Genomic DNA, 13651 nt, shown 5'->3' on the forward strand with positions numbered 1-13651 from the left:
GCGGTTGAGCTCGCCTCGGGAGTCCTATTCGTAGTACTCGAAGTGCGGCTCACCCTGGACGCCTGCGCGTTGCATCGCCTCCTGCAGTTCCGGCAGTGCCGTGAAGGCGCGGGCCTCGTCGACTGAATCGAAGTAGTGGAGCACGAGCACGTTGTCCGGATCATCGACCATGCGGTGCACTGACTCGCCTGTGATGTTGCTGAATGCCGGTACGTCCGAGACGGAGTCGTAGACCTTTCGCCAGGCGTCGTAGTCGGCCACGCGGTGCCGGATCAGGAGCAGTGCCATAGTGGTCTCCCCGAGGACTGGATTGACGGGCGCGCCCGACCCAATGGTGGGAGGGCGCTGGTGACTACGTGCCACGCTACGCCCCGCTCGGTCGCCCCGGAAGGGGCGACCGAGCCGGGTCCGGGGCAGGACGCGGATGACGCGTCGACACCTGCCGATTCATCAGTCTCTTATGAGCGATTCTCGGTCAGTGGTGCCGCTCGACGCCGCCGAGTGTCGCTTTCAGGAGCCGACCGCACTCTCGGGCCAGTTATCACGTGGATAGTGCGGTCGACCTGTGCTACTGAGACGAAGGATTTTGCTACAAACTCGCCGACCGGCCCAAACCGTCCATTCGGGTGTGAGCCGCGGCGACAAGTGGTGGTGTTGTGACAGAGCTATACGGCGGCATCGAGGTCTTGCCTCTCGATCGGAGTCGTCGGACCGGCCGAGCTCGAGGTAATCAACGGGTTGACCGGCCGCGGGCGACCGTCCCACTTCCTTGGTAGTGGGACGGTTGGTCGCAAGAGCGTCAGATCGAGGTTGGCATCGGCGATTCCTGTTCCATAAGTTGGGTCAAAAGTACAGTCCCGTTTCAGCTGTACGGATCCGACCTTCGGTACGCTGTCGTCATGGATTTGGGTTATGCGCGGGTCTCGACGGCCAAACAAGACCTCGATCGGCAGATCGATGCCCTCCGACAGGTGGGGATCGCGGCGGAGCGGATCTATGTGGACAAGAAGTCCGGGGCCACGACTGACCGCCCCGGGCTGACCGCGGCGCTGGCTTATGCCCGGGAGGGTGATGTGATCGTGGTGCATACCTTGGACCGGCTGGGGCGCACCGTGCGCGACACTCTGAACCTGATCCATGATCTGGCCGAGCGGGGGGTGGGGGTGCGCAACCTGGCGGATCCGATCAAGGTGGACTCCACCAACCCCAATGATCCGATGGCGCAGTTGGCGGTGGTGCTGCTGGCTTTGTTCGGTCAGATGGAACGCACCTACACCCTGGAGCGGGCCGCCCACGCGAGGGCGGTGGCCACGGCCAAGGGGCGGCGGATCGGGCGGCCCTCCGTGGTGGATGCGGACAAGCTGGCCTACGCGGTGCACCTGCGCGAGACCGGGCACACCATGGCGCAGATCGTGGCGAAGACCGGGATCACCCGCACCACGCTCTACCGGCACCTGCCGCCCCGGCCGGTCGAGTCGGTCACGGTCGAGTCGGTCACTGCTGCCGAGGCCGAGCGGGGTGCCGCGGGCTGATCAGGTTACGGCGGTGGCTGGGGGTGGGCAGGGTCCGGTGTGGAGGTTGCGCTCCGGCCACGGGGTCAGCCACAGCTTCAGGTGGATCTCGTTCCACCTCGGGGTTGGTGGCCGGTCGATAGGTGATCGGGGTGGTTTCAGCAGTCCAGGTGCTGGAGATCGTCGAGCAGCCATTCCGTCAGCTGTGCGGCCGGCACCACGGTCGTGGCCGCACGCAGCTGCCGGGTTTCCTCGGGCGAAAGAGTCGCACCGGTGGTGTTCGCGGTTTCGGTGGTGTGCACGACTCGCGCGGTGGCATAGCCGGCGGCCAGGGCCGCACTCCAGAGCGGGTGGCGGTCGTATCCCGGGTGCGCCGGATCGGAGCTGCCGAGCTCCAACCACCGTGTCGAGGTCAAGGGGTAACGGGCGAGGGGCATCAGACACTGGTGCAGCACCCAGGTGACATCGGCCCAGCGGCCCGCGGGAGTGACCACCATGGGGTAGTAGGTGGCGACCCAGTGGGCGGGGGAGTGCGGGTACAGCTCAACGGCGAGAGTCCCGGAGGCAGAGGCGTCCATGCCGGCTTCCTGGTTGCTGGTGAAGAATCACGTCGCGAAAGCGGCCAGGGATGAACCCCACTGCGGACGAAGACGAAACCCGATGGTGATGGTCCACGGTAGACACCACACGGACACCGAGGGAAGCACGCTGATCCTTGTGACCTGCGGCATCTTTCAACTGAGGGGATGCTTGACGTCTCATCCACGGTGGGTCGGCTGTTCGACTCGTGTGGGAGTGATGCCGGCCATAGGTCATGTCGCGGGATCCCCATGGGTGGTGCGATCGGGAGCCAATGCGCCCCTCACGGCCAGCGTCACAGGATGTTGCGCGGCGCCGGCTGCCCGGTGTTCCCGCCCCACACCATTCCGGTGCGGTGGAGCGCCGCTGTGGTTGGTTGTGGCTTAGCACTCCCAGATCGGATCCCTTGCGCCTGAGGTTTCGCTCCCTCGGGGCCGAGTCGCTCATAGGGTCGAGGCGCTCATGGGGTCGAGGTGCTCACCAGGGCGAGGTAGTGACGACTGCTGTCCGGGTCTGGCTTGACGGGTGTCACCTCGTCCGGAGGACAGGAACGGGGGGCCTGCCCCGGGGTAGGGACAGGCCCCCGTCAAGGATGGGTTTGAACTCAGGAGCGCTGTTTGAGGGAGTCGCGGATCTCGGTGAGCAGCTGCACCTGCGGGTCGACCTCCTCCTCGGCCGGGGTGATGCCCAGGCGCCGGTTGCGGGCCTCGATCAGCTTGTTCATGGGCATGATGATCGCGAAGTACACGGCGGCGGCCACGAGCAGGAAGTTCACCAGCGCCGTGAGCAGCACCCCGAACTTGATGTCGTTGCCGTTGAGAGTGACCATCGCGAACGAGTCGAAGTTGGGTGAGCCCACCAGTGCGGAGATGGCGGGCATGAGCACGGACTCGACCAGGGCGTTGACGACCTGGGCGAAGGCGGCGCCGATGATCACGGCGACGGCGAGGTCCAGGACGTTGCCCTTCATGATAAATTCTCTGAATCCTTTAAGCATGCGCTCAGACTACCGGTGTTGAGCTCCCCCGGAGCCGCTCCCATCCACCTTTAGAGACGCTTTCGAGAACTTGCGATGCGCCGGTGGCGGCATATCGGTCTGAGCGGCCACTACTGTCGGCACCCACGGGTTCTGTATGCCCGTCTCCTGCGGGTGGACAGGGGGGTGGCACCGGGTGCAGGGGGCGGGTCTTGACGGGGAGAGCGGTAGTAGCCGGCTCGGAGTGCGCAGCAGCGGGTCGGCCCGATGTCGGGGGATCCGCCTCCCGTGCCCGGGTCGGGGCGCCGGTTCTTCGAGCTCAAGGGGGCGGGCACGGCGCGGGCCTCGGTCCCCCCAGGGGGGGCCGAGGCCCGTGATACCCCGTCTGGATCAGCCTTGCTGGTCCTCAGGGTTCTGCCCGCCGAGCAGGCCGCCGGCGTGTTCCTGAGCCTGGTCCACCTGGTCCTGGAACTTGTTGCCGGTGTGGTCATCGACCATGTCGCCGCCGCGCTGGATGCCCTGCTCCACCTTGTCCGGGTTCTCGCCGGCGAAATTCTTAGCCTTGTCCGCAAAGCCTCCGATGTCCACCATGCTGACTCCTTCCTCGATCGGTCAGGGCGAATCCTCTCCGCCCGGGAACTCCCCAGCCTGGAGCACCGCTTCGATTCATGTCAATCGATCGCCGAAAAGACCCAGGGTGTGGAAGTGCGCACGGTAAGGGGTGCGCGATGACTCGTCCGGGAAAAGGGATCAGCCCCTCCAGCCGGGCAAATGAGGTGGCTGCTCCTGGCTGTCCTGTTCCGGAAAAGGGAACGTCTGAACCTCTACACGCCCTCAGCGATGGCGCGCAGAGCCTCGAGGTGACCGGTGTAGGCGGTGCGCCCGGTGGGAGTGAGCGAGAGCCAGGTGCGGGGGCGTTTGCCGACGTAGCCCTTGCGGATCTTCACGTAGCCGGCGGCCTCGAGCTGGGCCGCCTGTTTGGAGAGCACCGAGTCGGAGACCTCCACGGTGTCGCGCACCCGGGCGAACTCGGCCTCGTCGACCTGGGCCAGGGCCGCGACGATGCTCAGGCGCACCGGGGCGTGAATGAGCTCGTCCAGCCGGTGCCGGGCGTGGCGTCCTGCCCTGGTGCTCATCTGGCCCCCCAGCGGATCACGACCGCAGCCACCAGAGCGGGAACGGCGGCCACGGTCGCCCCGGCGGCGACCATGGGCCAGGTATTGGGGGAATTCTGGGCGGAGAGGTTCAGCCACGGCAGCACCACGGTCAGCGTCAGCACGAAAGAGGCTGCGATCCCGCCCCGCGACCACGCCTTGGCCCGGCGCGGCACGGTCCGCGCCACCCGCTCGATCCAGCACACCGCTACCACCCAGGCAACCACGAACACCGCGGTGGCCACGGTATAGCTCACCCGGTCGGAGCGCATGTTCTGGGCGGCCATGTAGAGGACCGTGATCACCCCGAACACCGCCGTCGCCCCGGCATGCACCGCACGGTCTCGGGAGGTGACCAGGGGACGGCTCCGGATAGCGTCCAGCCGCTGCCGGGCTTGGTCGGGGGTGAGGTGATGGCCCACGGGGTCCTCCTGCAGAAAAGACATGATGTCACGATCAAAGCAAATACTTTCCACTCTCACAAGTATGTGCCTTGGACCAATTGCTGCTCATCAGCCCACCGCCCCTCCCAACTCATGAGTTATGAGCCAGCTTGGTTGCGAGACATTGACTGGGTTGTCGGCAAGGGGCGGATTGATTTGGTCATCTCTGCCCGAGTGCGGCCCCGGCAGGGGCCCCCGGTCCATGAGGTCATGCAGCATCAGGTGGACGGGTTCATCGCCCGATCCTCAGGAAGGAGTGTCGGGCCGTTGTGCTGTACCAGTCCACAGTGTGGGCGATTCCTTGGGCGTAGGGCGTTACCTGGCCGGGGCCAAACGTCGTGGTGTAGGCGCTGGCATCGACAGTGTGCGGTTGGCTGAACTGGTAGAGCATTTCCGCGCCCTCCCGGGCCACTGGCCACACCAGGCCCAGGGTGCGTGCCGATCGTTCTCCGAGGCGCAGGACCCTGACCGGTCGGTGCACCTGGGCCGAGAGCAGGTCCAGGAAAGCCTGTGCGGTGATGGGTTCCGGGGTGGGCAGGTGCCACGCCCGGCCCAGGGCCGCCTCGTGCTCGCCGAGCTCGGCCAGGCCGTGGGCGAAGTCCTCGACGAACATCGGGCCCAACGGCTGATCGAGTTCACCGACCCACAGCGCTGGGCCGTGGGTGAGGGCGGGGCCGAACAGATTGCGGCCCAGCAGGGACTCCACGGCCGGGCCGTAGAGTTCCGGGGCGCGGCCGATGACGGTGGCCACTTGTCCGCTGCTGTGGGCGGCGATCACCCGCTCGGCGAGCCAGGCGCGCAGGACCCCCTTGTCGCTCACGGGCCGGTAGGGCAGCCCCTCGGTCATGGGCCCGGTGACCCTGCCGTACATCCAGGTGTCGTCGGCGAACACCATCGTCGCGCTGGCGGCCCGTGCGCCGGCGAGCACCCCGTCCACCGCGGCCGGAAAACTCTCCCGCCACTGGGTGAACGGGACGTTCACGGTGTTGTAGACCACACCGGCTCCCCGGCACACTTCCCGCATCCGCTCGGCGTCCCTGGCGTCCCCGGCCGCCACCTCCACACCGGGCGGGGTGTTGAGGCGTCCGCTGCGGTTGATCGCCCGCACCCTGCGTCCCCGGCGGAGCAGTTCGCGCACCAGAGCGCTGCCGGTTCCGCCACTGGCACCGACCACCACGTGCATCCTGTCCGTACTGCTCACCGTCGTCACCTGCCGCTCATCGTCTCCCCGTGCCACCGGTCATGAACGCCCGCGCACCTGATGGCTTGTGGGTGCTGCTGCTTGACCTCGCCTCTACCGTGCCCCTTCGCGAGCGGTCACCGCATCCATGTTCTGGCCGGATGTCAGCGACATGACGTTGCTGGTGCGGTCCAGGAGGAAGCCATCGACGCCATTCCAGCCCCGCAGCAGAGCTTCTCGGGAGTGAATTTGCCCACTGTCGCTGCAGTGTCGTGGTCGGGTGTGCCAGGGCGGGGTGGCCCCCCGGCCACCCCGCCCCGTGCTGCTTCGTCGCGTACCCATGATCTGGCTCGCACCGCGGATCCCCCCGGAACCGAGGGTGCGGCCGGTCGACGCGGCCGAAGCTGGAGGATGGTCGGATGCAGATCACCTGTCCCCCTGATAAGCCACGATGCTCGCTCCCGCCCCGTCCGGCAATTCCGAGGATGTGGTGGTATTCACAACGTGACACATCAATGTGCGGTTGTGAACAGAAGGGCCCAGGGGTGGGCGGCCGGTGCGGGAAGGGATGGTCTGTGCGCAGAATCAGCCGCAGACGTCTGAGGTCTCGCCCATCAAATCGTCGACCACCCACTCCGAGAGCTGTCCGGCGGGCACAAGGAACGTGTCCTCTCGCAGCAGCTGGGCATCCTGGGCCGAGAAAGGCCCCTCGGCGGTCTCGGTGTCGTGGACGGCCAGTGCGGCTGCGTAGCCGGCGGCCAGCTGGGCAGCCCACCCCCGGTGGCCGGCGTAGCAGGGGTGATCGGCATCGGGGCTGCACGCTTCCAGCCACCGTGCCGGCTCCAGGGGAGTCGTCACGGCGGGCATCTGGTGTTGGTGCAGGTCCCAAGTGACCTCGGCCCAGCGGCCTGCGGGGGTCTCCACCATGGGGTAGCAAGTGGCGACCCACCGGGTGGGAGAGACGGGGTGCAGCTCGACGGCCAGAGGCCCAGATGCAGAGTTGTTCATGTCTACTTCCTGTTCGAAGGTGACGGATCGTCTGACGGCGGCGGCCTGGGCAAGATCGCGCCGACGGGTCGGGGGGGCCTGGTGGTGATTGCCCAGGGTAGGCACTGGGCCGACCACTTTGGAAGCAAGCTGAGTAATGTGACAGCTGGCCGCCGTTCAACCTAAGGGATGCGAGGTGACGCATTTGGCCCGGGTGCTGACTGGGGGTCGCCGGTGGTGTGGGCCGGTGTCATGACGCTGGGGGTGTCTGCTTCTCGGGTCTTTCGTGGTGGTCGACAGCGCTGCTGCGCAGGTTGTCAGGCGCGGGAACGATGGGCGTGGGGAGAGTTGCCACCAGGTGCGGGGCGATGCGTGCCAGACGAGCGAGGTAACCGTGGTTGGGCTGGGGTTGGCTGAGCGTTGGGCACCTCCCGGCAGAGTGCCAATGAATGGTTCACCGACTGACCCTGCCTCTGGCGGAGTTTGTCAACGGGTGAGACCGAGTCTTAGGAACTCTCGGCGCGGTGGGGCGTCTCGCAGGTCAAGGGATGCGAGACGTCTCGTGGCAGAAATTTTCGTCCGCATGTTTCCGCGGATCCGGGTGTCTCGCATCCTTGTGCTTTATCCGTACCCCTCGAATCGGATACTCAACGTCAGTTGCGAGACAGATGAGGTGACATGGGGAAGCTAATCGGGTACGCCAGGGTGTCGACGCGCCAGCAAGACGCAGACCGCCAAGTGTCTGACCTTCTGAATGCCGGCGTGCGACGTGATGACGTGTACGTCGACAGTGGAGTGTCTGGAAGTCGTGCGTCCCGCCCAGCCTTCGACAGGGCGGTGGCCGCCCTCGAGGAGGGTGACACGCTGGTCATCACGACGCTGGACCGGTTGGGTCGGTCGACGCAGAACATGCTGGTCTTCGCCGAAGCGCTGCGGGGCAGGGGGGGCGGACTGCGGGTGCTGAATCTGGGTGGGGGAGATGTAGACACCGCGACCCCGATGGGCTCGATGGTGTTCACGGTCATGGCCGCCTTGGCCCAGATGGAGTTGGAGATCAAGCGGGAGCGAATCACTGACTCGGTGGCCAAGCGCAGGGCCGCCGGTAAGGACCTCGGCGGGCGGCGCCAGACCTTCACCGACTCCCAGGTCCGTAACGCGCTGCGGCTGATCGACACGGGGGAGCCGGCCACCCAGGTGGCTCGGGACCTCGGCATGTCTCGGGCGACTCTCTATCGGCGGATCCGGGAGTTGCCCCCAGGGGTGGGGTGAGTCCAGGAGGCTTGCACGGATGGCATCCAACGCTTGCCTGCGTATGCGTATGGCCATTGCCGGAGACGGTTAGGCTCTCCAGGGGCCGATTTTTCGCAGTGACGATCCTGCAGTCACGCTGGTGCGTCGTAGTCGCCGATGCGGCGAACGAGCTGGGTCAGGCTCCCCTGGCCGGCCACGTAGCGGTCCGTGTCAGCCATCGCTTGCGGAACAGTCGCCAGGGGCTCCAGGGCCGCATGGTGCCAGCTCATTTCCGCAGCCAGCGCCTGTTGCAACTGTTCCCGGGGCGTCCCCGTTTGCGGGGTAAACGCACCTAATGCCTCGCTTAACGGCTTCATTCCAGCACCCCCATCGGTTCAGCTAACCCCACGGCAATGCCGCAGCGCACCTGCTTCGGCGTACATTAAGGGCCCTTCGTGGACGCGTCATGCACGGGGGACAGTGTCACACGAAGAACTGATAGGTGCCGTTGTTGTCGCGACGACCGGGGGTCCTGGCACTCCGGGTTTAGGTGGCGCCCCACATTCACTGCCCGGTGTGGGTGGTCGCCGGGATGAACTGAGCGGATGGTGTGTGCCGGCCAGGGCCCTGGCTGGTTCCGGGTCAGGGGTATGAGGGGCTGGTGCGGCGTGGCCCGGGCGCGCAGGCCAGTTCGTTCTCTCCCAAGGACAGGACAGGGGTGCCGGCGACGATCAGGTCGGCCCGGCTCCAAGGCCGTTCCTGAACGAAGTAGGGCAGCTCGTGAGCCATCCACTCGTGCCAGAACCGGCGCGACTGTCCGGCGTCGCCGTTGGTGCCGTGGGCGACGTCGCGGACGATGCCCCGTTCCTCGGCCAGCTGGTGGTCGGCCTGCACCCAGATCCTCCGGTCGATCTGCTCGGCGAACCGGCGCTGGTCGGCTCCGGTGCCCTCGATGATCACGGCCCGCAGCCCGGCCGGGATCTCGATCGTCCCCTGGCGGCCGTGGGCGGGCCAGGCAGGTGGGCGGAAGGAGACCGCCAGGCCCTGGTGCAGTGGCTCCAGGATGTCGTGGGCGAGCAGGTGGCCCCACCCGAAGAACGGCTCGTGCCAGGCCACATCGTCGGTGTGCACCACGGCCGCCGGAGCAAGGTGAGGCAGCAGCAGCTGAGCGAGGGTGGACTTGCCCGCCCCGCCACGGCCGTCGACGGCCACGATCCAGGGTCGGCCCGGGGCGTGCTCGAGGCCCTCCAGGAGGAGGGCGGCAACGTCTTCGATCCTGACAGCCGACCACGGGCCGGCCTCGGGCTCTTCGGGCGGCAACACCAGGGGAGGGGACATGCCTGCCTTCTTCCGGGAGTCTGCATGGCTGGTCGGTCTGGACGGTCCCGCGCACCGTGCTGGTTGGCGTGCGGTCTCAGCGCCGCGTTGGCGCGCAGTCCTCATCGTCGGGGACGGCGCGCGGGCCGGGGGTGACGATTCTGCGGACAGCCTCCTCGGTGAGGGAGCGATCGGACGGGTCGTCGTCCAGGGCCCGGTGCAGGGCCAGCCCCTCGATCAGGGCGTCGAGCTGCCGCGTGGTCCAGGGGTCGAAGTGCCGTTGCAGCTCCTGGCGGCTGCGCCGCATCCAGGAGGTGGTGATCGCCCGGTACCGCGGCTCGCGCGCGGCCAGGGTATAAAGCTCGTAGGCGAGCACCCGGTGCCGGTGCCGGTGGCTGTCCGGTCCGGACAGATCGTGCACCAGGGCCACGACCGCATCCACCGCCTCCTCGGGGTTCCCCGCGGCGCCCAGGCGGGCCTGGAAAGAACCGGCGATGTGCTCGGCGAAGCGGGTGAACGCCTCACGAAGCAACTCGTCCATGCTCGTGAAGTGGTAGGTCATCGATCCCAGTGGCACGTCGGCGGCCGCGGCGATCTTGCGGTGGGAGATCCCGGCCACCCCGGACTCGGCGATGAGATCGAGGGTCACCTGAATCAGCCGGTCACGCCGGTCCGGGTCGGTGCGGCGGGTCCTCACGGTAAGCTCCTCGCCTCAGATGCTGCGGATCACCCGGGCCGGGTTGCCCACGGCCAGGCTATTGGCGGGGACATCGCGGGTCACGACCGCTCCGGCGCCGATGACGCTGTTGGCCCCGATGCTCACCCCGGGGCACACAACAACCCCACCACCGAGCCAGACGTTGTCGGCGATGGTGATGGGCTGGGCCGCTTCCAGCTTGTCGCGGCGCGGTTGCGGCTCCACGGGGTGGGTGGGAGTGAGCAGTTGTACGTTCGGGCCGATCTGGCAGTCGGCCCCGATAGTGATGGCTGCGACGTCCAGAGCGGTCAGGCCCGCATTGATGAAGGTCCTGTCCCCGACGGTGATGTAGCTGCCGTAGTCCACCGTCAGCGGCGGACGGACCTCGACGCCCTCACCCACCGCGCCGAAGAGCTCCTCCAGCAGGGGCCTGGCCGAGCCGGGCTCCTCGACGTAGGCCGCGGTGTAGCGGTGGCTCAGCCGCAGCGCCCGGTGGAAGGCGGCCGCGTTGTCCGGGTCATCAGCGATGTAGAGGTCCCCGGCCAGCATCCGCTGCCGGTTCGTGCGGGAGTCACCGGCGAAGTAGTCCACCGGGGCAGGGGTGTAGTCAGTCATGTGTACGATCGTACGCATGAGAGATGCGTCCGTCCACGCGCATAGAGATGTCTCTAGCCCCTCGGCTTGAAATATGGTCCCGTCAGGGGTTCCCCATACGGGGTCCACGGGGACCTTGGGAAGTGCCATGGCATCGAGCGGCCTGACGCCTCGGGTGTCAGGCCGTTCCCTTCGGCGGGAGCTAGAAAGCGTTTACGGATTCGGTGGTGCTGGCCGCCGGCGACAGGCTGCGGGCTATGCGTCGGCCGATTTCGCGCAGAAGGGCGGTGGAGAGCTCCGGGTCGGTGGCGCTGTTGCGGTCGGTCATCGCGCTGAGGGTGTGGATCCACTGGATGCCGTGCCCGGGTGCCCGGTCAGCGCCCAGGGCGTTGTGGCCGACCACGGCGATCACCGGTCGCGGGGAGGCGCGGCGGGCCACGACCACCGGCAGTTTGCCGGCCAGGGTCTGGGTGTCCAGTCGCCCTTCCCCGGTGATGACCAGGTCGCAGCCGGCGATCTGGTCATCGAAGCCGAGCAGGTCCAGGAAGAAGCCGGCGCCGGAGACCACCCGGGCGCCCAGCAGCATCGCCGCGAAGCCCAGCCCGCCGGCGGCTCCGGCCCCGGGGAGACCGGCGGTCTCAGCGGCGGGCCAGCCGACCTCCCACAAGCGCCGGATCAACGCCCCGAGTCCGGCTTCCAGGGCCTGGACGTCGTCGGGGGTGGCGCCTTTCTGGGGGCCGTAGACGGCTGCTGCTCCGTGGGCGCCCAGCAGGGGGTTGTCCACGTCAGTGGCTGCCACCAGCTCCACCTCGTCCAGATCGACCAGGCCGGAGAGGTCCACCTCAGCGACCTGCTCCAGGGTGGCCCCGGTGGGTACGAAGGCTTCTCCGGTCCGGTCGGTGAAGACGACCCCCAGGGCGCTGAGCATCCCCGCGCCCCCGTCGGTGGTGGCGCTACCGCCCAAGGCCAGCACGATCCGGGCCGGGCGGTGGGCCAGCGCGGACCGGATGGCCTGGCCGAATCCCACGCTGCTGGATTCTCGCGGGGCGAGCCGATCGGCGGGCAGCATCTGCAGCCCAGAGGTGGTCGCGACCTCGACTACCGCAGTGGTGCCGTCGAAGGCCACCGTGGTGGTGGTGCGGTCGCCGATGGGGCCGGTCACCGGCACCGTCATCGCCCGGTACCCGGCACCCAGGGCAGCGGCGACGCTGCCGTCCCCGCCATCGGCCAAGGGCAGGAGACGTGTTTCAATCCCAGGGTCGGCATCATGAAGGCCGGCGGAGAGGGCCTCGGCGACCTGGGCGGCGGTCAGAGACCCCTTGAACTTGTCCGGAGCCACCAGCACCCGGGGCGACACGGCGGCCGTCATCGGTCCACCTCCTCCACCAGCTCGGCGGGCCGGGTCCGTACCGGGCAGGCCGCCATCGTGGGGGTGTCCCCGGCCATGGTGTGCTCCATGAGTGTTGTCCTCGGTCTCGAGAAGGGAATGCTCGGTGGCGGTGCGCTGAGCCCTGAGCAAAAGAATGAAAGCTGCCCGGCCGTGCGGACAGGCAGGGGCCGGCCAGTGCGGTGCCGGTCGGCCGGCCCCTGGGGTGCCCCGGGCGAGGCGGAAAGGTCCGGGACAGGAGTCTCAGGCGGAGGTCAGGGAGGCGGCCAGGGCGTCGACGACGGCCCGCGTGATCTCGGCGGTGTCGGCGGTGCCGCCGATGTCGCGGGTGAGGTGCCCGGCGGCGGTGGTGGCCTCGATCGCGGCCTCCACTCGGCGGGCCTCGGTGTGGAGGCCGAAGTGGTCGAGCATCAGGGCCGCGCTGGCGATGGTGCCGATCGGGTTGGAAATGCCCTTGCCGGCGATGTCCGGGGCGGTGCCGTGGACGGGCTCGAACATCGAGGGGAACCGCCGCTCGGGGTTGAGGTTCGCACTGGCGGCCAGCCCGAGGCTGCCGGCCAGGGCGGAGCCGAGGTCGGAGAGGATGTCGGCGTTGAGGTTGGAGGCCACCACCACGGAGAGCTCCTCGGGGTGCAGGACGAACTTGGCGCTCATCGCGTCCACCAGCACCGACTCCGTCTGCACATCGGGATAGTCTCCCGCCACCCGGGCGAAGACCTCGTCCCAGAGCACCATGCCGTACTGCTGGGCGTTGGACTTGGTCACGCTGGAGACCTTCCGCACCGTGCGGGTCCGGGCCAGGTCGAAGGCGAAGCGGATGATCCGCTCGCAGCCCTTCTCGGTGAACAGGGAGGACTGGACGGCGACCTCGTTGCCGGGGCCCCGGCCGGCGAGGTTGCGCCCGCCGAGCCCGGCGTACTCGCCCTCGCTGTTCTCCCGGACCACGACCCAGTCCAGCTCGGTGTCGTCGGCCTTGCGCAGCGGGGAGACCACACCGGGGAGGAAGCGCACGGGGCGGATGTTGGCCCACTGGTCGAAGTTCTGGGTGATGTTCAGCCGCAGCCCCCACAGGGACACGTGGTCCGGGACGTTTTCCCACCCGACGGCCCCGAAGAGGATCGCGTCGAAGTTCTTGAGCTCCTCCAGGCCGTCGGGGTCCATCATCACCCCGTGCTGGGCGTAGTACTCGGAACCCCAGGGGAACTCTGTCCAGTCGAAGGAGAAGGCCCCGTTGGACTGGGCGGCGATCGCGTCCAGGACCTTGCGGCCGGCGGCGACGACCTCTTTGCCCACCCCGTCGGCGGGGATCGAGGCGATCTTGAAAACCTGGTGCTCAGCCATGGTGGTGCTCTCCTTGTCGAGGTCTATCCGGTGTTGCCCGCATCACATCGCGGTGTCAGATACCAGTAGAACGCCCTCACGTCGATAAGGTCCAAGACTCAATTCGCATCCCCTAAATAGGGGATCCCTATGTCGCTGGGGGGGGGGGGGGGGGGGGGGGCGCCCGTGTGCCGGGCGGCGATTGCCAGGAAGGCCCGGGGGGCCGGGGGAAGGGCCGGGGGCCGGCTGGCCACGGCCACGTGCAGCACCGTGGTC

At 67.9% G+C, this 13651-nt stretch carries 15 protein-coding genes; 2 read left to right on the forward strand and 13 right to left on the reverse strand.

The features are described 5' to 3' along the window. Positions 1 to 24: 24 nt before the first annotated feature. A complete protein-coding gene (locus tag ACP7CD_RS12400) occupies positions 25 to 288 on the reverse strand; it encodes a hypothetical protein (protein ID WP_017831920.1) in 264 nt (87 codons plus the stop codon). A gap of 611 nt (positions 289 to 899) precedes the next feature. Between ACP7CD_RS12400 and ACP7CD_RS12405 the strand changes: the two genes are divergently transcribed. Beyond that, positions 900 to 1532, forward strand: a complete 633-nt coding sequence (locus tag ACP7CD_RS12405) for a recombinase family protein (RefSeq protein ID WP_017831921.1) — start codon at positions 900 to 902, stop codon at positions 1530 to 1532. 137 nt (positions 1533 to 1669) lie between these two features. On the opposite strand, the gene ACP7CD_RS12410 is transcribed toward ACP7CD_RS12405, so the two are convergent. From ACP7CD_RS12410 to ACP7CD_RS12440, 7 genes are all read right to left on the reverse strand, one after another. Continuing rightward, entirely contained in the window at positions 1670 to 2089 is a 420-nt protein-coding gene (locus tag ACP7CD_RS12410) for a hypothetical protein (protein ID WP_336650179.1), read from the reverse strand. A gap of 605 nt (positions 2090 to 2694) precedes the next feature. Next, entirely contained in the window at positions 2695 to 3087 is a 393-nt protein-coding gene (gene mscL / locus ACP7CD_RS12415) for a large conductance mechanosensitive channel protein MscL (RefSeq protein ID WP_031282206.1), read from the reverse strand. A 369-nt stretch (positions 3088 to 3456) separates the two neighbouring features. Then, positions 3457 to 3657 (reverse strand): antitoxin, encoded by a 201-nt coding sequence (locus ACP7CD_RS12420; protein WP_017831924.1) that lies wholly within the window; start codon positions 3655 to 3657, stop codon positions 3457 to 3459. A gap of 233 nt (positions 3658 to 3890) precedes the next feature. Then, positions 3891 to 4202, reverse strand: coding sequence for a winged helix-turn-helix domain-containing protein (locus ACP7CD_RS12425; protein ID WP_017831925.1), 312 nt, complete (start codon positions 4200 to 4202; stop codon positions 3891 to 3893). Further along, positions 4199 to 4642: a hypothetical protein gene (locus ACP7CD_RS12430; RefSeq protein ID WP_109267955.1), complete on the reverse strand. Its 444-nt coding sequence runs from the start codon at positions 4640 to 4642 to the stop codon at positions 4199 to 4201. The genes ACP7CD_RS12425 and ACP7CD_RS12430 overlap by 4 nt, the downstream gene beginning before the upstream one ends. A 253-nt stretch (positions 4643 to 4895) precedes the next feature. Continuing rightward, positions 4896 to 5873 (reverse strand): NAD-dependent epimerase/dehydratase family protein, encoded by a 978-nt coding sequence (locus ACP7CD_RS12435; protein WP_426120296.1) that lies wholly within the window; start codon positions 5871 to 5873, stop codon positions 4896 to 4898. A 555-nt stretch (positions 5874 to 6428) separates the two neighbouring features. Beyond that, positions 6429 to 6851 (reverse strand): hypothetical protein, encoded by a 423-nt coding sequence (locus tag ACP7CD_RS12440; RefSeq protein WP_336650181.1) that lies wholly within the window; start codon positions 6849 to 6851, stop codon positions 6429 to 6431. 657 nt (positions 6852 to 7508) lie between these two features. On the opposite strand from ACP7CD_RS12440, the gene ACP7CD_RS12445 reads away from it, so the two are divergent. Then, the gene (locus ACP7CD_RS12445; protein WP_426120298.1) at positions 7509 to 8099 is read left to right on the forward strand and encodes a recombinase family protein; all 591 of its coding nucleotides are present in this window, start codon (positions 7509 to 7511) and stop codon (positions 8097 to 8099) included. A 603-nt stretch (positions 8100 to 8702) separates the two neighbouring features. On the opposite strand, the gene ACP7CD_RS12450 is transcribed toward ACP7CD_RS12445, so the two are convergent. From ACP7CD_RS12450 to ACP7CD_RS12470, 5 genes are all read right to left on the reverse strand, one after another. Beyond that, positions 8703 to 9398 (reverse strand): hypothetical protein, encoded by a 696-nt coding sequence (locus ACP7CD_RS12450; RefSeq protein ID WP_336650182.1) that lies wholly within the window; start codon positions 9396 to 9398, stop codon positions 8703 to 8705. A gap of 76 nt (positions 9399 to 9474) precedes the next feature. Beyond that, a complete protein-coding gene (locus ACP7CD_RS12455; protein ID WP_336650183.1) occupies positions 9475 to 10074 on the reverse strand; it encodes a TetR/AcrR family transcriptional regulator in 600 nt (199 codons plus the stop codon). 15 nt (positions 10075 to 10089) lie between these two features. Then, the gene (locus tag ACP7CD_RS12460) at positions 10090 to 10689 is read right to left on the reverse strand and encodes a sugar O-acetyltransferase (RefSeq protein WP_426120299.1); all 600 of its coding nucleotides are present in this window, start codon (positions 10687 to 10689) and stop codon (positions 10090 to 10092) included. Between the two features lie 181 nt (positions 10690 to 10870). Continuing rightward, entirely contained in the window at positions 10871 to 12037 is a 1167-nt protein-coding gene (locus tag ACP7CD_RS12465) for a glycerate kinase (protein ID WP_336650185.1), read from the reverse strand. A gap of 261 nt (positions 12038 to 12298) precedes the next feature. Then, on the reverse strand, positions 12299 to 13396 hold the full coding sequence (locus tag ACP7CD_RS12470; RefSeq protein WP_426120300.1) for a tartrate dehydrogenase: 1098 nt from the start codon (positions 13394 to 13396) through the stop codon (positions 12299 to 12301). Positions 13397 to 13651: the final 255 nt, after the last annotated feature.

It is taken from the genome of Kocuria sp. LHG3120 (assembly GCF_049897445.1).
Lineage (GTDB): Bacteria > Actinomycetota > Actinomycetes > Actinomycetales > Micrococcaceae > Kocuria > Kocuria rosea.